15 protein-coding genes are annotated in these 19,921 nt (G+C 64.6%); 7 read left to right on the top strand and 8 right to left on the bottom strand.

Features of this window, described 5'->3' with window-relative positions:
- Window positions 1–5: 5 nt before the first annotated feature.
- From AC1Q6Z_RS11070 to AC1Q6Z_RS11055, 4 genes are all read left to right on the top strand, one after another.
- Complete coding sequence (locus AC1Q6Z_RS11070) at window positions 6–374, top strand: MmoB/DmpM family protein (protein ID WP_256115241.1); 369 nt, start codon at window positions 6–8, stop codon at window positions 372–374.
- Window positions 375–445: 71 nt separating this feature from the next.
- Window positions 446–1,468 carry an amidohydrolase family protein gene (locus AC1Q6Z_RS11065; protein WP_439617863.1) on the top strand — a complete coding sequence of 341 codons (1,023 nt, stop codon included), beginning with the start codon at window positions 446–448 and terminating at the stop codon, window positions 1,466–1,468.
- 5 nt (window positions 1,469–1,473) lie between these two features.
- Complete coding sequence (locus AC1Q6Z_RS11060) at window positions 1,474–2,271, top strand: iron-sulfur cluster assembly protein (RefSeq protein WP_492647808.1); 798 nt, start codon at window positions 1,474–1,476, stop codon at window positions 2,269–2,271.
- 78 nt (window positions 2,272–2,349) lie between these two features.
- Entirely contained in the window at window positions 2,350–3,978 is a 1,629-nt protein-coding gene (locus AC1Q6Z_RS11055) for a molecular chaperone GroEL (RefSeq protein WP_492647807.1), read from the top strand.
- 52 nt (window positions 3,979–4,030) lie between these two features.
- Here AC1Q6Z_RS11055 and AC1Q6Z_RS11050 read toward each other — a convergent pair whose 3' ends face one another.
- From AC1Q6Z_RS11050 to AC1Q6Z_RS11020, 7 genes are all read right to left on the bottom strand, one after another.
- Window positions 4,031–6,079: a sigma-54-dependent Fis family transcriptional regulator gene (locus AC1Q6Z_RS11050; protein WP_492647806.1), complete on the bottom strand. Its 2,049-nt coding sequence runs from the start codon at window positions 6,077–6,079 to the stop codon at window positions 4,031–4,033.
- Window positions 6,080–6,156: 77 nt separating this feature from the next.
- Complete coding sequence (locus AC1Q6Z_RS11045; RefSeq protein WP_492647805.1) at window positions 6,157–6,636, bottom strand: hypothetical protein; 480 nt, start codon at window positions 6,634–6,636, stop codon at window positions 6,157–6,159.
- A 248-nt stretch (window positions 6,637–6,884) separates the two neighbouring features.
- On the bottom strand, window positions 6,885–7,685 hold the full coding sequence (locus AC1Q6Z_RS11040) for an inositol monophosphatase family protein (RefSeq protein WP_492647804.1): 801 nt from the start codon (window positions 7,683–7,685) through the stop codon (window positions 6,885–6,887).
- Between the two features lie 18 nt (window positions 7,686–7,703).
- Window positions 7,704–8,765: an ABC transporter ATP-binding protein gene (locus AC1Q6Z_RS11035; RefSeq protein ID WP_435264388.1), complete on the bottom strand. Its 1,062-nt coding sequence runs from the start codon at window positions 8,763–8,765 to the stop codon at window positions 7,704–7,706.
- A complete protein-coding gene (locus tag AC1Q6Z_RS11030) occupies window positions 8,762–10,984 on the bottom strand; it encodes an ABC transporter permease (protein WP_492647803.1) in 2,223 nt (740 codons plus the stop codon). The genes AC1Q6Z_RS11035 and AC1Q6Z_RS11030 overlap by 4 nt, the downstream gene beginning before the upstream one ends.
- A 135-nt stretch (window positions 10,985–11,119) precedes the next feature.
- Window positions 11,120–12,145, bottom strand: coding sequence for an ABC transporter substrate-binding protein (locus AC1Q6Z_RS11025; RefSeq protein ID WP_439617856.1), 1,026 nt, complete (start codon window positions 12,143–12,145; stop codon window positions 11,120–11,122).
- 116 nt (window positions 12,146–12,261) lie between these two features.
- Window positions 12,262–13,284, bottom strand: coding sequence for an ABC transporter substrate-binding protein (locus AC1Q6Z_RS11020; RefSeq protein ID WP_256115231.1), 1,023 nt, complete (start codon window positions 13,282–13,284; stop codon window positions 12,262–12,264).
- Window positions 13,285–13,504: 220 nt separating this feature from the next.
- Here AC1Q6Z_RS11020 and AC1Q6Z_RS11015 point away from each other — a divergent pair, with 220 nt between their 5' ends.
- From AC1Q6Z_RS11015 to AC1Q6Z_RS11005, 3 genes are all read left to right on the top strand, one after another.
- On the top strand, window positions 13,505–14,245 hold the full coding sequence (locus AC1Q6Z_RS11015) for a response regulator (protein ID WP_492647802.1): 741 nt from the start codon (window positions 13,505–13,507) through the stop codon (window positions 14,243–14,245).
- Window positions 14,242–16,338 (top strand): ATP-binding protein, encoded by a 2,097-nt coding sequence (locus AC1Q6Z_RS11010; protein WP_435264393.1) that lies wholly within the window; start codon window positions 14,242–14,244, stop codon window positions 16,336–16,338. Before AC1Q6Z_RS11015 ends, AC1Q6Z_RS11010 begins: the two co-directional genes overlap by 4 nt.
- 330 nt (window positions 16,339–16,668) lie before the next feature.
- Complete coding sequence (locus AC1Q6Z_RS11005; RefSeq protein ID WP_492647801.1) at window positions 16,669–18,405, top strand: ABC transporter ATP-binding protein/permease; 1,737 nt, start codon at window positions 16,669–16,671, stop codon at window positions 18,403–18,405.
- Between the two features lie 9 nt (window positions 18,406–18,414).
- Here the strand turns inward: AC1Q6Z_RS11005 and AC1Q6Z_RS11000 are convergent, their stop codons facing one another.
- Window positions 18,415–19,920 (bottom strand): mercuric reductase, encoded by a 1,506-nt coding sequence (locus tag AC1Q6Z_RS11000; RefSeq protein WP_492647800.1) that lies wholly within the window; start codon window positions 19,918–19,920, stop codon window positions 18,415–18,417.
- Window position 19,921 lies beyond the last annotated feature (1 nt).

Below are 19,921 nucleotides of genomic sequence, written 5' to 3'. Positions count from 1 at the left end.
TCAGCATGTCTACAGCAGCACGCGACGCGTCGCAGTCAAACATCTTCAAGGCGATGAAGGACATCACCTTCGAACAGACGATCTCCCACCAGTGTGGCGTCACCATGAACGATTCCGTCGAGGCGCGGGCCATCGCCGAGTTCATGGGCAAGAAGCCCGGCGTCACCGTCACCTACCAGCCGGCGATGATCCGCATCGACGGCAACGGCAAGCTGATCTTCAAGATGGACGACATCAGCGAATATCTCGGCCGCGAGATGACCGCGGAAATCTTCGAGGTGAACACCTCCACCCACTACGGCCGGATGGTGCGCATCGACGACAACGAGGTGATCCTGTTCGGCGATATGGACGAGGTCTTCGAATACATCTGACGACCCCTTGACCGGCGCGCCGCCATCCCGGTGCGCCGGATTGCTCAACACATTCGTTTTGGAGGCAGACAATGTTCAGGACACCGGAAGGCAAGGAAATCTTCATCGTCGACGGCCACACGCATTTCTGGGACGGGAGCCCGGAAAACCAGCGCAACATTCACGGCAAGCAGTTCGTCGAATGTTTCTACGCCTATCACACGGCGCTCAGTCCCAAGGAACAGCTCTGGGAAAAGAGCAAGTTCGAGAAATACACCGCCGACGACCTTTATCACGACCTCTTCATCGACGGGCCGGACGACGTGGCGATCGTGCAGTCGACCTATCTGAAGGACTTCTACAAGAACGGCTTCAACACGGTGGAGAAGAATGCCGAGATGGCCAAGCGCTATCCCGAGCGCTTCATCGTCAACGGCTCCTTCGATCCACGCGACGGCGAAAAGGCGCTGGAATACATCCATTTCATGAAGGAGACCTACGACATCAAGGGCGTGAAGATGTACACGGCCGAGTGGAACGGCGCCTCCAAGGGATGGAAGCTCAACGACCCGGATGCCTACCGGTGCTTCGAGCTGTGCGAGAAACTCGGCATCAAGAACGTGCACGTCCACAAGGGACCGACCATCATCCCGCTCAACAAGGACGCGTTCGACGTGCATGACGTCGATTATGCGGCGACGGATTTCCAGAACCTCAACTGGATCGTCGAGCATTGCGGCCTGCCGCGACTCGACGATTTCTGCTGGATCGCCGTGCAGGAGACCAATGTCTATGGCGGTCTCGCCGTGGCGCTGCCCTTCATCCATTCGCGGCCGCGTTATTTCGCCGAAGTCATCTCCGAACTGCTGTTCTGGGCCGGTCCGGAAAAGATCCTGTTCGGATCGGATTACGCGATCTGGACCCCGCGCTGGCTGGTCGAGAAGTTCTGGGCCTTCGAACTGCCCGAGGACATCAAGCAGGAGCGCGGCGTCGATCTCACGCCGGAGATCAAGGAAAAGATCCTCGGCCTGAATGCGGCCCGCCTCTACGACATCGACATCGAGGCCAAGAAGGCGGCGCTCGCCAATTCGCCCTTCAGCGTCGCGGCGGAGTAGGGGCGATGACGCCGGTCCGTATGTCCGCAGCCCGCCGGAGCGAGGAGCTCTGGCGGCGTCTCGAACAGGTGAACGACCCGGAACTGGACGAGCCGGTCACCGCCATGGGGTTCGTCGAGCGCGTCCTTATCAAGCTCGACGGCAGCGTGGAGATCGATTTCCGCCTGCCCACCTACTGGTGCTCGCCCAACTTCGCCTTCCTGATGCTGGACGGTGTGCGCCAGGCGCTCGATTCCCTGTCCTGGTCGCCCGCCTACCGGGTGACGCTGCACGATCACATGTTCGCCGAAGAGGTGAACAAAGGCATCGCCGAGGGAAAGGCCTTCGGCGAGATCTTCGGCGAGCTCGCCGGCGATCAGGATCTTGAAAGCCTGCGCGCGATCTTCCGGGCGAAGGCCTTCAAGCGGCGCCAGGAGGCCGTGTTGCTGGGCCTGCGTCAGCAGGGCCTTACGGATGGCGAGATTGTCGGCATGGACCTGTCGGAATTCGACGCCGCAGGCTTCGACGCCGGCGAGGCGGCAAAGCAGAAGCCGCGCTATCGCGAGGCGCTGCTCGGCCGCTGGCCGGACAGGCGGCCGGATGACGCGGCCTTCGTCACCTGGGAGGGTGACCGGATCCCGGTGGACGCGCTCGGTGCCTATCTCGCCGACCTGCGCAGCGTGCGCATCAACATGGAGTTCAACGGCGCGCTCTGCCGGGGACTGAAGCACACGCGATACAAGGAAATGGACGTGATCGACGGTGAGCCGACGCTTGTCGACTTCATCATGGATCGCGTACCGGCTCCCGCGCACGCGACCTGAAACGCCTGTTCTGAAAACAACGCCTTTCTGCAAGAGGCGCCAAATCAACAAACCGCCCGTAAGGCGGAAGGAGGACCTATGCCCAAGATTCTGCTCCACAATTCCGATGCCCGGCGGGCGCTCGCCCGCGGGGTCGGCAAGCTCGCCGCCGCCGTCGAACCGACGCTCGGCCCGAAAGGCATGAACGCCATGATCGACCGGCCGCTCGGCACGCCGATGGTCACCCGCGACGGCGTCAGCATCGCCTCCGAGATCGAATTGCACGACCGGTTCGAGAACATGGGGGCGCAGGTCGTTCGCGAAGTCTCGATGCAGACGAATGAAATCGCCGGTGACGGCACGACGACCGCGATCGTGCTGGCCAACGCGCTCGTCCAGAAGGGCATCGAGGCCGGCGAACGCGGCGCCAAATCCGTCGATCTGTGCCGGGGCATCGATCTTGCGGTGGCAAGGGTCGTGGACGCACTGAAGGCGAGCGCCAAGCCGGCGCGCAACGGCAGTCTCGCCGCCGTCGCCAACATCGCCGCCACCGACCCGGCGCTCGGCGCGCTGGTCGCCGAAGCCTATGAACGCGTCGGCACCAAGGGCGCCATTTCGACCGAGTTCAGCGTGACGACCGAAACGACGCTGGAGGTCGTGGAGGGCATGTCGTTCGAGCGCGGCTATCTCTCCCATCACATGGTCACCGACCAGGAGAAGATGGAGGCGGTTCTCGACCGGCCCTATATCCTGATGACCGACCTGAAGATCAAGGATCCCCAATCCCTCGATGCCGTCCGGCGCCTTGCCGACGCAGCCGGCCGGCCGCTCCTGATCGTGGCGGAGGAAATGTCGCCCGAGGCGGTGCTCGCTCTTCTCGGCAAGCAGGAGACCGGCAAATATCTCGTCGTCCATCCGCCGGAATACGGCCATTGGCGCAAGGGTATGATGGAGGATCTGGCGATCCTGACCGGCGGACGCGTGATTGCGCGCGATCTCGGCGGGCGTATCGAGGACGTGACCGCCGAGGATCTCGGCACGGCCGAGCGGGTGAGAACCAGCGCCTCCTACACGACTGTCGTGCGTGGCGGCGGCAACGAGGCGGCGATCGCCGCGCGGCGCGCCCAGGTGCAGCGCCAGTTCGAAGCGGCGCCGCCGAACATCGAACAGGACAAGCTGCGCGAACGGCTTGCAAAACTCTCCGGCGGCTCCGCCATCCTCTATGCCGGCGGCGTGACGCCCGTCGAACAGAAGCGGACCATTCAGCTGATCGAGGATTCGCTGCATGCGGTGCGTGCCGCGGCCGAGGAGGGCGTGGTCGCCGGCGGCGGTTCGGCGCTGGCGCAGATCGCGCCGGTGCTCGACGCGGTGCTGGCAACCGTCAGCGGCGATGTCGCGGAAGGGGTGAAGCTCGTCCAGTCCGTCCTGTCGCGTCCGCTGTGGCGCATCGCCAACAATGCGGGCGGCGATCCGGATGCCATCATCGCGGAGGTGACGCGGGTCAACAGCGGATATGGCTACAATGCCGCTGTCGGCAAATACCAGAATATGATCGAGGCCGGCATCATCGATCCCGTCCGCGTCACCTACACGGCGCTGCGCAACGCGGCCTCCGTCGCCACGCTGATCCTGACCACCGAGACCCTGATCGGTGATCTGGAAGAAGACGAGGACCCGACCGAAGGCCCGGCGCTCGGCGGCGGCGCGGAGAAGCTCGGCCGCGCGTGACGGATGGCGGCGTGACACCCTGCGGCAAGCGATTGCCGCGGGGCGTTTTTATTCAGATGAAACCGCGCTTGATGCCGAATTGCTCAAGCTTGCGGTAGAGCGTCGGCCGCGACACGCCGAGGCGCTGGGCAACCTTGCTGAGATTGCCGTGTTCGGCCCTCAGCGCGGAGCGGATCGCCTGGCGTTCCGCATCTTCAAGGCTGAAGACGGCGTCGGTTGCATCCGTCTGGGGTGTTGTCCGGTCCTGAGCGGGCTCGGTGACATCGGAGGGCAGATCCTCAAGCCCCACAAGCCCGGTGTTCGAAAGCAGGTGAAGCCGTTCGACGAGGTTGCGCAATTCGCGCACATTGCCCGGCCAGCGATAGGCGAGCAGCGCGTCCAGCGCCTGGTTCGAGAAGCGCAGCGGCGGGCTTGCCCTGCGATCCGCCAGTTTGCGATTGAAATGCTCGATCAGCAGCAGGCTGTCGCTGCCGCGCTCTCTCAACGGCGGGACGCAGATGGAGACCGTGCTGATCCGGTAGAACAGATCCTTGCGAAAGCGGCCGTTTGCGACTTCCACCTTGAGATCGCGGTTCGTGGAGGCGACAAGCCGCACGTCGACCGGCCGCAGCCGGCTGTCGCCCAGCCGGTTGACCGCCCGTTCCTCGAGCACGCGCAACAGAAAGGGCTGCATGTCGAGCGGCATCTCGCCGATTTCGTCGAGGCTGAGCACGCCGCCGCTGGCGAGTTCGAAGACGCCGGGCTTGCCCTCGCGGGAAGCGCCCGTGAAAGCGCCGCCGACATGGCCGAACAGCTCGCTGCCGAAAAGCTCCTTGGTGACGGCGCCGCAGTTGAGCGCGATGAAGGGACTGTTCGCCGATTTGCGGCTCGCGGCGTGGATGAGCCGGGCAAAGAGTTCCTTGCCGACGCCTGTTTCCCCTTCGATCAAGAGCGATGTGACGTCTTCCGTCTCGCCGATCTTGCACGCGATATCGACGGCCGCGCGCAGGGCCGGGCTTTCCCCGATAATGAGCGCGCTTTCGTCCTTGACCTGTTGTGATGCAATTCTGCTGCCGATCGCGACGGTCCTGCCGTCGTCGCTCTTCGGAAACACGAAGGCCGCGCCGCGCACGTCGCCATCCAGCTCCAGCGGGCATATGTGGCAGGATTGCATATCCTTGGGGAGCGTGGTGACGATGCTGTCGAGAAAGCCGGAGTTGCTCAGCTCCGGCAACCGACAGCTCTCCGGACCGCCGCGGATCATGTCGCCGAAGCGCTTTCTTTCCGCGGCCGGCACATTGCTGCTGTAGATGGCGCGGCCATGGCGATCGATGATCATGACGCCGTCGTTCGAGCGATAACGGCTCGCCGACGCGATGAAGGCTTCGAGCAAGCGCGTGCGCTCTTCGTTCTGCGCGTCCGCGAGCGCCTGCTCGATTTCGCGCGCGGCCGCCGTGACGAGGGCGATGTTGTGCGGCCGGAAAATATCGGGATAGCCCGACAGGTCGACGACCCCGATGACTTTGCCGTCATAAGGATCGCGAATGGGCGCCCCGGCGCAGGTCCAGGCTTTTATTCCGGCGCAAAAATGCTCGGCGGCATGGACGAAGACCGGCTCGCCGGTCCAAAGGGCCGTCCCTATGCCGTTGGTTCCGACAACGTCTTCGGTCCATTTCCCGCCGACGCCGAGATGAATGTCCATCCCATCGGAAATGGTCTTCTTGTCGCCGATGACGTCGATCAGGACGCCTTCACCGTCGGCGAGCATCAGCATCGCGCCCGTGCCGTCCAAAAGCTTACCGATCGCCCGGAAGGGGCGGCGGGCGGCGGCCAGCAGCTCCGGCCTGCTTCTCGCCAAGGCTTCGACCGCGTCCTTGTCGGTTTCGATCGGCGCCTCGTTTCGCTGGGCGTCGATACCGCCGGTGGCGCAACGCTGCCAGGAATCGTTGATCGTCGAGCGCACGGGCAGCGAGGACCGGTTGGAGGGGTTCCTGCCCTCCAGCAGCGATTCCCACGCGCGCATCGTGACGCGCTCGTCATAGGCGGACATCAGCATCACATCGCCGGCCGCGGGAAGGCGGCCCTTCGCGGAATGTCGCGGCGTGTTTACATCTCGGTTCATACGGCTGTTCACATTCCACGTTCGAGGGAACTTGACGCCAAAACGGGTCTACGCGGATGGAGGCGTTCGCCTCGTCCTCACGTCTCGGGAGGAATGCCAAGCCGCAGGCCGATATCGGCCGCCAGGTCTGCGGTTCCGTAGGACGCCCCGACCGGAACGTCATTCATATCCGACAGCGCCTCGGCCATCGTGTCATTGAGCGGGGCAATGAAACCATTGGCCTTCGTCGCCAAGGCAAACATCGTCACGCCGTCCTGGCTGCGAAGATCGCCGAAATGCTGCAGCTGCCGCCCGGTGCCGACATCGACGGCGATCACGCGGCCATTGGCGGTCACACGGATTTTCGGTTCCGGTGCGTGGACCGGTGCCGTGCCGCCGATATGGATGATCAGGCCTTTCGCCTGCGGGCCGATCTTCGGCTTTTTCGATTCCGAGTAGAGGCCGCCGCTGAAGTGATCGGCGAGTTTCGTGATGACGCCGCGGTTCTGTTCTATCAGCCGTCTGACTTGCGCGTCCTCCCGACGCGGTCCGTCCTGCTTCGAAAATATCTCGACCATGAACCCTCCCAGATTCAGTCAAAGCGCATTTTCGCACTCGATTATGGCAAAAGGGTACCACATTTTCACACCCCTACCAGCGGGCAATATAGCCTATACGGAGTCAAGGAGGTGGTATCGGGCTGCTGCATGGCCAGATTGTTTTCAGGGCGTCGCGCGGCCGCGGCAGGTCGGCACGCGCTTACGCCGCCGACGGGGCGGCGGCGCGCAAGTTGCAGCAGGCATTCCTATCGACGGACGGGAATGTGTCAGGCCAAGCCGGCCAATTTTTCGAGCTCGGCCCGCGCGCCCAGTCCGGCCGCGACGACCGGTGCGCCCTTGGTCAGCCCCTCGCCTTGCGTCGGGAAGGGGTGATACCAGCCGCCGGCCTCTTTCACGAGGCAGTAGCCTGCAAGGCAATCCCAAGCATGCATATAGGGTTCGTAATAGCCGACCAGCCGGCCCGCGGCGACATAGGCGAGCATCAGCGCGCCGGAGCCGTTGCGCACGAAATTGCCGCCGGCATGGAGCAGCTGGCTGACGATGTCGCCCACCCTTTCCGGCGTCACATAGCTGCTGGCGCCGATGCCGGTCATGGCGTTCTGGATCGTGCGGGAGGGGTCGAGCGTCAGCACCCTGCCATTGAGCTTGGCGCCCTTGCCGCTTGCTGCCGTGTAGAGTTCGTTGTGGCAGGGTGCGCCGATGACGCCGATGACCGGCGTATTGTCGTGCAGCACCGCGATCGAGACGCACCAGTTCGGCATGCCGTTGACGAAGGGCGCGGTGCCGTCGATCGGGTCGACGACCCAGGTGTAGCCGGAGGTTCCCGGCGTATGGCCGAATTCCTCGCCGAGGAAGCCGTCTTCCGGGAACGTCGCCTCGACGCGCTGGCGGATCAGTTGCTCGACGTTGCGATCGGCGATCGAGACGACGTCCTGCAAATCGCGCTTGGTCTCGATCACCAGGGAATCGCGCCGGTTGAAATAATCCAGCGCCATGGCGCCGGCCTCCTGGGCGATGGCCTTGGCGAGGACGAAGCGTCTGTCCAGTCCGGTTTCTTGCGATGTCATTCCATATTCCTTGCAATATCAGGCGTTGATGAGGGCGATGCCGCGGGTCTTGAAGCCGAGCGTGGCGTCGGAGGCGGCGGGAAGGATGCGGTCGACGGCGTGATCGACGATGAAGAGCGTGCCGACGTCGGTTTCGACCTCGTATTCGACATGGTCGCCGAGATAGGCCGAATGCAGGATGCGGCCGGCAAGACCCGGTCCCCGCCCTTCGGCGAGCGTCACGGCGCCGGGGCGCACGGCGAGGCTTGCGGCCCCGAGCTTGGCCCTGCCGGCGGGCACGCGATGCTCGACGCCGCCGACGCGGATCTGTGCCTCGTTGCCGTCGATGCCGAGCACCTCGCAGGCAATGACATTCGCCTCTCCCATGAAATCGGCGATGAAGGAAGAGGCCGGCGTTTCGTAGAGTTCGCGCGGCGCGCCCGACTGGGCGATCTCGCCGTCCTTCATGATGATGATGCGGTCGGAGACGGCGAGCGCCTCGTCCTGGTCGTGCGTGACATAGACGGCGGTGAAGCCGAGGCGTTGCTGTAGTTCGCGGATTTCCGTGCGCACCCGGCGGCGCAGGCGCGCATCGAGGTTCGACAAGGGTTCGTCAAGCAACAGGACCTGCGGCTCCAGCACCAGTGCGCGGGCGACGGCGACGCGCTGCTGCTGGCCGCCGGAAAGCTCGGCCGGCAGGCGCTGGCCCATGCCGGCGAGGCCGACGAGCGCCAGCCCTTCCTCCGCTCTCTCCCGCGCTTCCTTACGCGAAAGGCCAGACGATTCGAGGCCGTAGGCGACGTTTTCGAGCGAGCTCATGTGCGGAAAAAGCGCGTAGGACTGGAACACCATCGAGACGTCGCGCTCGTTGGCGGGCAGCATGGTGACGTCCTTGCCGCCGATGAGGATTTTTCCCGCCGTCGGATGTTCGAGGCCGGCGAGCATGCGCAGCGTCGTCGTCTTGCCGCAGCCCGACGGGCCGAGCAGGGTGACGAGCGTGCCCGGCTCGATGGTGAGCGAGAGGTCGGGAATGGCGGTGAAGGCGCCAAACGTCTTCTTCACGTTCTGGAAGACGACGGAACCGGCTTTCGGGGTGATCATGCGATTTTCTCCTGATGGGAGGAAGCGGATGGGGTGATGCCGGCGACGCGGTTTTCGCGCCGGAGGCGGCGTTCGCCCACGAGAAGCTGGAAGCCGCTGATGACCGTGATCATCACGACGATCAGCATGGAGGAATAGGCGATCGCCACGCCGTATTCGCCATTCTCGACGAGGCCGACGATGTAGGAGGTCGCCATGTTGTATTCGGCGCTGACGAGGAAGATGACGGCGCTGATCGAGGTGATGGCGCGCACGAAGGAATAGACGAGTGCTGCGGTGATGGCGGGGCGGAGCAGCGGCAGGATGACCTTGCGGATCGTGCGGAAGCTGTTGGCGCGTAGCGTCAGCGACGCTTCGTCCAGGCTCTTGTCGAGCTGGCTCATCGCCGCGATGCCGCCGCGCACGCCGACCGGCATGTTGCGGAAGACGAAGCAAGCGATCAGGATCAGCGCCGAGCCGGTCATTTCGAGCGGCGGCAAGTTGAAGGCCATGATGTAGCTGACGCCGATGACCGTGCCGGGAATGGCGAAGCTCATCATGAGGGCAAACTCGAAGGCATTCTTGCCGGCGAATTTCTGGCGCACGATGATATAGGCCGTCAGCAGGCCAACGATGGCCGTCAGCGGTGCGGAGATCAGCGCGATCTCCATCGTCGTCCAGAAGGAGTTCCAGGCGACGCCCGTCCAGGCAATCCCATTGTCGAAGCTGATGGAGAAGGCCTTTGCGTAATGGTCGAGGGTCAGGGAATTGTCGAGCCCCCAGGTCTTCACGAAGCCGCCGACGAGGATCATGCCGTAGATCACGAGCGTGAACAGGCCCCAGGGTACGACAAGGGCGTGGACGCCGATCGAGACGCCGCGGGGCAGGGCGATGTGCGCCCCGCTGTCGCCCTTGCCCGTCACGGTCGCGAAGTTCTTGCCGGAGAGCCACAGGCGCTGGGCAAGGAAGGCCGAGAGTGTGAAGCACAGGAGGACGGTGGCGAGCACGGCGGCGCGCGACGGATCGTTCTGCGAGCCGACGACGGCGAAGAAGATTTCCGTCGAGAGCACGCCATGGCTGCCGCCAAGCACCAGCGGATTGCCGAAATCAGCCATGCTCTCGATGAAGCCGATGAGGAAGGCGTTGGCGAGGCCCGGTTTCATCAGCGGCAGCGAGACGCGCCAGAAGGTGCGCCAGCGGTCTGCGCGAAGCGTCTGGGACGCTTCCTCCATCGACGGGCTGACACCTTCGACGACGCCGATCAGGACGAGGAAGGAGATCGGCGTGAAGGACAGGACCTGCGCGATCCAGATGCCGGTGAGGCCGTAAAGCCACCGACCCGGCTCGATGCCGAAGAGCTCGGAAAGGCCCTGGGTGATGACGCCGGCGCGGCCGAAGAGCAGCGTCAGAGCCAGCCCGATGACGAAGGGCGGCGTGATGATCGGCAGGATAGTAAGCAGGCGCAGGCCCTTCTTGTAGGGGAACCGCGTGCGGGTGGCGACGAGCGCGAAGGCGAGGCCGAGCAGGGTCGAGCCGAGGCCGGTCATGATGGCGAGCCAGAGCGTGCGCCACGCCACGCCGCAGCGCGCGCCGCCGGTAAGGCAGCCGAGGCTCCAGATGCCGGGATCCTGCATGTTGCGGATGAAATTGTCCGGGTTGAACGAGCCGTCAAAATCCTGCACCGCGCCGATGAACATGCTGCCGATCGGGTAGAAGACGAAGATGGCGACGAGGAAGACGAGCAGCGAGATCGCGCTGACGACGAAGGCATCGCCCTTCATCACGCCGCGCTCGGCAAGACCGAAGGCAAAGAGCAGCACGAAGGAGACGGCAGAAAGAACAGCGCCCGCGCCCATCGACGCCTGGCCGTCGGAAAGCGGCCCGAAGAGCGTTTCGCTGATCGTCCATGTCCAGCCGGTAAAGCTGATGGCGAGGCCTTGCAGCGAGAGGAACAGCACTCCGATGGCACCCACCCATGCCAGCACGGCGCCGCGGCGCATGGTGTCCGCCATGCCGCGCGCCAGACCGGCGATAAGGAGGAGAAGCACGGCACCGGCAAGCCAAAGCCGGCCATGCACGGCGATCTGCAGCAGGTTGGGTGCCGCCTCGGAAGAAAGGGGAAAACCGGCGAGCCAGCCGAACCCGAAGAAGCCGCCCTCGATCCGATACCAGGGCAGAAGGGTCAAAGCGACCGCGCCCAGGATCAGGACCATGTCCAGCCTGCGATTGCCATGCGTCATGGCCGACCTCGCTGTCATTGCTGTTTGGGGAAAGGCGGCGCCCGGAGGAGACGGGCGCCGCCGCTTAGAGCAATTCCAGCAAAAGCGCGTAGCGGTTTCGCGTCCGGAATTGCGTGAAAACAAAGAGATAGAGCGTCAGTTGGCGACGGCGCCGACTTCACGATCCCAGCGCTCCAGCAGCGCCTTGCGCTTTTCCGGGTCGCCATAGGTCTTGAAGTCGTAGTCGATCAGCTTGATGTCCTCGAAGCGCGGGGCTTCCTTGGGTATTTCAGCACTCTTGTTGGACGGAAGCTGGAAGGACTTGGCATCCTTCATGCGCGACTGGACTTCCGCGGTCAGCGCCCAGTCGTACCAGATCTTGGCATTGTCGAGGTTGCGGGCACCCTTGATGATCGACATGGAGCCGATTTCGTAGCCGGTGCCCTCGCAGGGCGTGATCGACTTGACCGGGAAGCCTTCTGAGGTCTGCGCCACCGCATCGTGCACGAAGACGATGCCGAGCGCCGTCTCGCCGCGCGCCGCCGCCTTGACGGGTGCGGAGCCGGACTTGGTGTATTGCGAGATGTTGTCGTTGAGCTTCTTGAGGTAGTCGAAGGCCGGGTCCTCGCCCATGATCTGCACGAGGGAGGCGAGCGCCGTATAGGCGGTGCCGGACGAATTCGGATTGGCGATCTGGATTTCGCCCTTCAGCTCCGGTGCCAGCAGGTCGGCCCAGCAGACCGGCTCCTTGAAGCCCTTCGACTTGAAGATTTCCGTATTGTAGCCCCAGCCGAGCGCACCGGCATAGACGCCGACCGTCTTGTAGCCGGAGCTTTCCGCCTGGCTCTTCGCCCAGTCGTTCAGCTCGTCGAGCTTCGGCGATTTGTATTCGAGCGTCAGATTTTCAGAGGCGGCCTGAAGATGCGGGTCGCCGGTGCCGGCCCACCAGATATCCGTCTTCGGGTTGCGGGCTTCCGCGCGCACCTTGGCATAGGTCTCGCCGGAGGACAGGCGAACCATGTTCACCTTGATATCGCTGTGCGACTTCTCGAAATCGCCCTTCATCTGCTCGCAGATGACGACATCTGCCGAGCAGATGAGGTTGAGTTCGCCGGCCGCCTGTGCCGGCAGGGCGGCAAGTGCCGTGCCAGCGAAGAGCATGAGGGAAAGGGTCTGTTTCATGGGGGCATCCTCCTGTTGCCTGGTTTTGGATTTTTGGCGCGAACGAGACACGGCGCGGCCATCGGCCTGCCTGTGAGCGGCGCGTTCACGAAGTTCGGATCGTGGTTTGTGGGCGGTTAGTTCGTCGCGGATATCACCGCGTCGAACCGTTCGAGCAGCCGACTTCGTTCTTCCGGCGAGCCGAAGGTGGCGAAGTCGTAGTCCACCATCTTGATGAGCGAGATATCGGGGGCCGCCAGCGGCAGGGCCGATTTCGCATTGGACGGCACTTGGTTCTGGCCCGAGGCCGCGCCCGTGCCCTGTCCCTCCGGGCTCAGTGCAAAATCGACGAAGCGTTTCGCCTCTTCGATATGCTGTGCACCCTTGACGATGCTGACGGCGCCGATCTCATACCCCGTGCCCTCGCAGGGCGCGACGATGATCAGGGGCGAACCCGCCTGCTTCTGCGTAACGGCATCATGCATGAAGGAAATGCCGATCAGCGTTTCGCCGCGTGCGGCCGCCTTGACCGGGGCGGAACCCGCCGTCGTGTACTGGTCGATATTGCGATTGAGGGCGGCGAGATAGCGGAAGGCTTCCTCCTCGCCGAAGAGCTGCACCAGCGTCGCGAGCGTCGTGAAGGCGGTGCCGGAAGAGTTCGGATTGCCGCTCCGAATGCGGCCGCGATAGGCGATGTCCGTCAGGTCCTTCCAGCAGGTCGGCGCCGGCAGCTTCAGTTCGCGCAGCAGATCGGCATTGTAGGCAAAGCCGAGCGCCCCGGCATAGATGCCGGCGGAGCGGCCGCCGGACATGGCGAAAAAGTTCTGCGCCCAGGGCAGCATGTCGCGTTCGTGCGCCGGCTGGTAGGGTTCCAGCAGGTCTTCCGATCCGCCCTGCAAATGGGTATCACCCGTCCCGCCCCACCAGACATCGACGGTCGGGGCGGCCTTTTCGGCGCGGATCTGGTTGAGGATATCGCCGGTGCTCTTGCGGGTCATCGAAATGTCGAGGCCGGTCTTTGCCTCATAGGCCGTCTTCATCGCGGCGCACCACGCCTCGTCGACACCGCACAAGACGGTGAGCGATGCGGCTGCCGTGCCGGCCGTGGCGCTCATGAGCCACAAAGCCACGCCCGCACTGAAAGCGGTGATGCCTTTCACGATGTTCCTCCCTTTGGAACGACGAACGTCCCAATCTCCGCAGTCAGGATGTCACATCTGTCGCTCGCTGCAATCGAAGAATGGTTACCGTTCTTACAGCCTGGCGCACCATCGACCGGGCAAAAATGACAAAGGTTACAAATGTGACAAGGTGCATAACGCGAGCCCGCTTTGAAGATTGTGACAGGCCTGCCTATGATGCGCGCGGGAGGACGTGCATGTGTTGAATGAGAGGATCAGGATTCTGATCGTCGAGGACGATCCGGACATGGCGGAGCTTATCTCCGATCTGGTGGAGGCGGAGGGCTGGACGCCCTTGACCGCGCCATCGGCAGAGGAGGCCATGGGCGTGCTGGCGCGCGAGACCGTGCATCTGGTGCTCGTTGACCATAACCTGCCCGGCACCTCCGGCCGCACCTTCGCGCAGCGCCTGCGCGCGCAGACCAATGTCGGCATCGTCATGGTGACGGCGGCGGGCAGTGCCGCGGACCGGGTGCTGGGGCTGGAGACCGCGGCGGACGACTATGTCGTAAAACCCTTCGAGCCGATCGAACTGACGGCGCGCATCAAGGCCGTGCTGCGCCGGACGATCCCCTCGCTGAAGCCCGAACGGGAGACTGAGCGCGAGCACGAACCGGCGGCGCTGAAGCTGGGCGACTGGTCGGTCGATCTCAAGAACCGCCGCGCCGTCTGCCTTACCGATCCCGCCAAATCGCTGACCAGCGCCGAATTCGCCCTGCTCGAAATCCTTGCCGAGACCCCGAACATACCGGTCAGCCGGGCGCATATTCTCGACCGGCTCGGCGCGGAGAGCGAACGCTACATCGACCGCAATGTCGACGTGCTCGTGCTGCGCCTCCGCCGCAAGATCGAGCGCAATCCGGATCTGCCGCGCCACATCCAGACCCGCCGCGGCAAGGGTTACGTGCTGAGCACGGACGATGGTGAGCTTTCGCCGTGATCAATCGTCCCTTCCTCTCATCGATCGCCTTTCGCCTGCCCTTCGCCATCGCCTTCATCTGCGTGCTCGTGTTCAGCCTGGCGACCATCGCGGTCTACGGCCTGCAGCGGGCGCGCGAGGAGATGGCGGCCTATGGCCTGCAAGCCTTTTCCAGCCTCGCCAAGGCGTCGCTCGTCTCGCGGCAGGTCTCCGACCTCGTGTCGAGCGCGCCCTTCCTGATGAACGCGACGTCGCCCTACCGGGTCTCCAGCGAAAGCCGCGCCGTCGTCGCGCAGGTCGATGTGCTGCTGCGCACCATGCAGCCGGAGCGCGAAGGCACGGCCGTGAAAGGGTTTGCGGGCGCGCGCATCGTCGAACTGCTGGAGACGATCCGCACGCAGACGACGATGCTCGCGGCCGATGCGGAAGCCGCCCAGCAGCACAAGGCGGAGGCGGCGGCCGCGCTCGGCGAGATCGCGACGGGCAGCGGCATAACCGAAACCGATTTCCGCCGCCGGCTCAATGGCATCGTGCAGTCGGCCTCCAATTCCGACAGTCTTTTCCAGCTGGGCGAGCTGCGCCGCCGCTACGTGGCCGAAACCGCGCCGCGCCTCGACCGTGCGTCCCCGGATGCGCGGGTTTCCGCGGCCGAGCTCATGCCTTACGAGCGCGTCTTCGAGGCGCAGACGCGCTATCTGCTCGAAATGTTCGCCATCCGCGCTGCCGTGGCGCGGCTGCATTCCGTTTCCCGCGATCTGTCCCATGCGACCGAAACCCAGAGCGAGGCCGTCGCCCGCGGCCTCAACGAGGACCTCGTCTCGACCTCAGACGCGCTAAGCCGCCTGCTCGTCATCGTCGCGTTTGCGTCCCTGCTGGTGCTCGTGATGGCGATCTTCTCCATCCGCTCGGTCATGCGCGTCTCGCGCGGCATCGTGGCGCTCTCTACGGGCATGAATGCGCTGGCGGAAGGGCGCAAGGATGTGGATGCACCGGCCTATAACGGCACGGAGACGGAGCTGGTGCGGCTGCTCGAAGCCTTCCGCGCATTTCGCGAAAGCGTCGAGCGCGTCTCCCGTCTCCGACGCACGGCGGAAGCCGCTGCCCGCACCATACGCTCCACCTTCCGCACCATGAACGAAGGCATTGCGCTGTTCGACCCGCGCGGCCGGCCGATCACCATGAACCGGCGCGTCATCGAGCTTGTCGGCTGGTCGGGCTCGGCGCGAAAACTGCCGCTGCGCAAATTCGTGGCGCCCTTGCCGGAGATCGATCCTGCACTTCTGCCCGCCGAGACCGATGCCGGCCTGCTCGGTGCGCGATCCGTTCTGCGCCATCGTTCCGAGGCGGGGCGGGTGACGGAGGTGTCGCTGTCGCGCCAGCCGGATGGCGGCATCGTGCTCCTGGCGCGCGACATTACCGACCTCGACCGACAGGAGGCGGAAGCGGCCAGGATCCAGCGCCTCGACGGCATCATGCGCATGACCCACCAGGTGAGCCACGAGGTCGGCAACATGATCGGCATCATCACCGGTAGCCTCGGCCTTCTCGAACGCGAGACCGGTTTCAACGACCGCCAGAAGCGCCATCTCGCCCGCATCCGCAAGGCCGCCGACCGGGGCCGTTCGCTTGCGGGCAGCATGCTGTCTATCGGCAGCCAGCAGCCGATCCATCCCGGCGCGGTGGAGATCGGCGCGCTTTTGCGCGGCATGGCCGATGTGCTGGAGATCGCCATCGGCGAACACCGCCGCCTGGCCTTCGACATCGCAGACGACCTGCCGACGGTGCAGCTCGACGCCGCCCTCTTCGAGCAGTCGATTCTCAATCTCTGCCTCAACGCCGCCGCCGCCATGCCCGAGGGCGGGACAATCCTCATCCGCTGCATGGGCATCGAAACGGGCATTGCGGTTTGCGTCATCGACGATGGCATCGGCATGTCGGCGGATGCTGTGGACAAGGCCTTCGAGCCCTATTTCACGACGCGCGACGAGGAAGGAGGTGCAGGCCTCGGCCTCGCGGTCGTCTACGGCTTCATGCGCCAGAGCGGCGGTGACGCACGCATTCGCTCCACAGTCGGGAAGGGAACGACGGTGGAACTGTTCTTTCCAGCCGTCTGAGCGAACGCAGTTCCTGGTGGAAGGAGACGTCGGGGAATTCTGCATGCGCGATTTCGCCTGTGGTGTAGACGGACGAGCCACGCCGAAGTGCGTGCCGGTGACCGGAAGCAGCCGGCAATTCTGCATCGGCATGTTGCCGATTGAATGGACGCTCCCTATGTCGGGCTATAGTCTCGCCGCAGTGTTTCAAAGGAGCTCAACGATGATCCAGGCCGGTGGCGCTCTCCCGGTTCATTCAAGGCTTGGTCAAGTCAGGTTTCCTTGGGCTAGAGACAGGCGCAAACCGCGCGGGAGCGGGTCCTGCGGCCCCTCGACACATCGGTGACAGGCATGGCTGATCTGAATCCGGCGCGTGACGGGGCCGAGGAACCGCGACTGCGGCAATATCTGGCGACCATGGCGGCTGCCTTCCACGGCTCGCCGCTGCGCGGCATTCTGGTGCTGCTGGCAACGGGCATTCTTGTGGTCATTCTTGCAACCGCTTATGGGCAGATTGTCCTCAATCGCTGGAACCAGCCGTTCTACGACGCCCTGCAACAGCGCAACATGCCGGCCTTCCTCGCGCAGTTGCTGATCTTCTTCGAGATCGCCGGCGCGCTGCTCGTTCTCAACGTCGCGCAACTCTGGCTCAACCAGATGCTGCACCTGAAGCTCCGGGAAGCGCTGACGCGCGACATGATCGACGAATGGCTTCGTCCCGGCCGCGCCTTTCGCGTGGCGCGGCGCGGGCAGATCGGCATCAATCCCGACCAGCGGCTGCACGAGGATGCGCACCGGTTGAGCGATCTCTCGGTCGATCTGGGCGTCGGCCTGTTGCAGGCGGGCGTCCTGCTCTTGAGCTTCGTCGGCGTTCTTTGGGCGCTGTCCTCGGGCTTCGTCTTCCACCTGTGGGGCGACGCCTTCCTGATCCCCGGCTACATGGTCTGGGCCGCGATTCTCTATTCGGGAACAGCCTCCTGGCTCAGCTGGATGGTCGGCCGACCGTTGATCGCTCTCAATGGCGACCGCTACGCGCGCGAGGCGGACCTGCGCTCTTCGCTGATGCGGGTCAACGAGCAGCTCGCCGCTATCTCGGTCGCCTCCGGCGAGGTGGACGAGGCGCGGCGCCTTCAGCGCGACCTCGCCGCGGTCATGGCCGCAACCCGCCGCATCGTCTTCGCGATGACGCGCCTTGCCTGGGTCACGTCGGGTTATGGCTGGGTGACGATCGTTGCGCCCATCATCATTGCCGCGCCGGTCTATTTCGGTGGCGATATGACCTTCGGCGGGCTGATGATGGCCGTTGGCGCGTTCAACCAGTTTCATGCCTCGCTGCGATGGTTCGTCGACAATATCGGCTCGATCGCGGACTGGCGCGCGACGCTCGGGCGGGTCGCAGCCTTCCGGCTCGCCCTGATGGACGCCGAGACTGCCGACGGAACGGCGGACCGCATCGCTTTCGTCCCGTCGCCCGACCCCGTCATCGTCTTCGACAACCTGGAAATCGACGTGCCGTCGGGGCCGGTGCGGCTGTCCGAGCCGCATGTCGAGGTCCATCCCGGCGACCGCGTGCTGGTCACCGGAGCCCTGGGGGCCGGCAAGACGCTCCTGACGCACACGATTGCCGGGCTGTGGTTCTGGGGCAGGGGCAGCATCAGCCTGCCGCGCGACGGCGGCATCGCGTTCGTGGTGCGCGATCCCTACATGCCGGCCGGTACGCTGCGCGCGGCGCTTTGTTATCCGCGCGACGCCGATGCCTACTCAACTGAGGAAATCCTGGCCAGCCTGCAACGGGCGGGGCTTGAGCGCCTGTCGCCATCGCTCGATCGCATCGCCCGCTGGGAACACGAGTTCGGCAACGACGAGCGCCGGATGCTGAGCATCGCTCAACTACTCCTCCACCGTCCGGGCTGGATCGTGATCGACGATATCGGTGACCTCACCGATGGCGACAATGGCGAACGGGTCGCCTCCATCTTCCGCGACGAACTGGCGCGTGCGGCGATCATCGCGATGGGCACGGGAGAAGGGCGTGTCGACCTGTTTTCGCGCACCCTGCGCCTGCTGCCGGTGACGGGCGGCCAATAAGCCAGCGGATCAGGCCGATGCCTCTCCGGCCTCGGCCTGCCGGGCTATGCTGTCGACATCGCGCCGGTAGGCCTGCGCCGCGAGCATGATCGCCCCGGACTGCGCCGGATAGGTGTGGACCACTTCGGCGAGCGCGTTCATGCCGATGCCGGTGCTCATGATGACCGCCATTTCATTGATCATCTCGCTCGCCCGCGAGGCGACGATGGTCGCGCCGAGGATTTTATCGCTGCCCTCTGCGACGTGGATCTTGACGAAGCCGGTCTCCTGCCCGTCCGTGACGGCGCGGTCGACGTCGGTCATCATCACGGTGTAGCTCCGGATCGGAATCGATTGCCGGCGGGCCTCCCAGACATGCAGGCCGATATGGGCGATCTCGGGGTCGCAGAAGGTGCACCAGGGAATGACCGAATTGTCGTGCCGCTGCCGCCCCTTCATGAGCGCGTTCTGCACCGCCATGCGCGCGGAGGATTGCGCGGCATTGGTGAACTTCAGCGGCAGGCAGACATCGCCGGCGGCGTATATGTCGGGATTGCTGCTGCACAGGAAATCGTTGACCCTGATGCCGCAGTCGGGATCGAGCGCCACGCCGGCCGCCGCCAGGTCGAGGTCCTCGACATTGGGCAACCGCCCGGCGCAGACGAGGATTTCATCGGCCGCGATCTCGCCTTTCAGATCGTAATTGAGGGTCTCCAGCACCTTGGCGTCACCCTCGCGCCGCGCCCCGACGACGGTGGTGTTCAGGCGGATGTCCATGCCGTCGCGCGCCATGGACCAAGACAGGATCTCGGCCGCGTCGCGCCCCTCCCGGGGCAGGAACTTCGGACTTTTCTGCACGATCGTCACATGCGATCCCAGCCGGCAAAAGGCCTGCGCCAGTTCACAGCCGAGCGGTCCCCCGCCGATGACGACAAGGCGTCTCGGCAGCACCGTCATGTCGAAGATCGTCGCGCTTGTGCGGTAATCTACCCGATCGAGGCCCGGAATATCGGGGATTCTCGGCCGCGCGCCCGTGGCGATAAGCGCCTTCCTGAAGGTCAGGCGGGTGTCGTTGACGAGGAGCGCATTCGCGCTCGAAAACCGGGCGGCGCCGAAGAAGATATGCACGCCGAGGGCTGCGAGCTCATGGACCGAATGATATTCCGCAATCCGCGTGCGGATCCGGCGCATGCGTCCCATCACCGCGGCAAAATCGAGAGCAGGTTCAGTCGGGATGGGTACGCCGAACCCGTCGGTCTCCCGCATCAGGTCATAGGCCAGCGCGCTGCGGATGATCGCCTTTGACGGCACGGACCCCGTGTTCAGCGAGTCTCCGCCCATGCGATCACGCTCGACAAGAGCGACGGAAAAACCGCGCTGCGCCGCGCATTCGGCAGCCGTCAGCCCCGCCGGCCCGGCGCCGACGATGACGAGATCGTAGAGGCTTTTCGGTTCGGGATTGGTCCAGTCCCGCGGCCGCACGCGCTGGAGGAAGAGGCCGTCGTCGGGCTTTGCCCATGGTGCATTGCCTTGCATG

It is taken from the genome of Shinella sp. GW835-FHT14H05 (assembly GCF_058793575.1).
This window is presented reverse-complemented; position numbering and strand designations above follow the sequence as displayed.

Excerpts from the sequence above, each read along its gene's own strand:
- AC1Q6Z_RS11065 (WP_439617863.1), top strand. The coding sequence starts at position 446 with ATGTTCAGGACACCGGAAGGCAAGGAAATCTTCATCGTCGACGGCCAC.
- AC1Q6Z_RS11035 (WP_435264388.1), bottom strand. The coding sequence starts at position 8,765 with ATGATCACCCCGAAAGCCGGTTCCGTCGTCTTCCAGAACGTGAAGAAG.
- AC1Q6Z_RS11030 (WP_492647803.1), bottom strand. The coding sequence starts at position 10,984 with ATGACGCATGGCAATCGCAGGCTGGACATGGTCCTGATCCTGGGCGCG.
- AC1Q6Z_RS11070 (WP_256115241.1), top strand. The coding sequence starts at position 6 with ATGTCTACAGCAGCACGCGACGCGTCGCAGTCAAACATCTTCAAGGCG.
- AC1Q6Z_RS11000 (WP_492647800.1), bottom strand. The coding sequence starts at position 19,920 with ATGCAAGGCAATGCACCATGGGCAAAGCCCGACGACGGCCTCTTCCTC.
- AC1Q6Z_RS11055 (WP_492647807.1), top strand. The coding sequence starts at position 2,350 with ATGCCCAAGATTCTGCTCCACAATTCCGATGCCCGGCGGGCGCTCGCC.
- AC1Q6Z_RS11050 (WP_492647806.1), bottom strand. The coding sequence starts at position 6,079 with ATGAACCGAGATGTAAACACGCCGCGACATTCCGCGAAGGGCCGCCTT.
- AC1Q6Z_RS11025 (WP_439617856.1), bottom strand. The coding sequence starts at position 12,145 with ATGAAACAGACCCTTTCCCTCATGCTCTTCGCTGGCACGGCACTTGCC.
- AC1Q6Z_RS11005 (WP_492647801.1), top strand. The coding sequence starts at position 16,669 with ATGGCTGATCTGAATCCGGCGCGTGACGGGGCCGAGGAACCGCGACTG.
- AC1Q6Z_RS11040 (WP_492647804.1), bottom strand. The coding sequence starts at position 7,685 with ATGACATCGCAAGAAACCGGACTGGACAGACGCTTCGTCCTCGCCAAG.
- AC1Q6Z_RS11045 (WP_492647805.1), bottom strand. The coding sequence starts at position 6,636 with ATGGTCGAGATATTTTCGAAGCAGGACGGACCGCGTCGGGAGGACGCG.
- AC1Q6Z_RS11060 (WP_492647808.1), top strand. The coding sequence starts at position 1,474 with ATGACGCCGGTCCGTATGTCCGCAGCCCGCCGGAGCGAGGAGCTCTGG.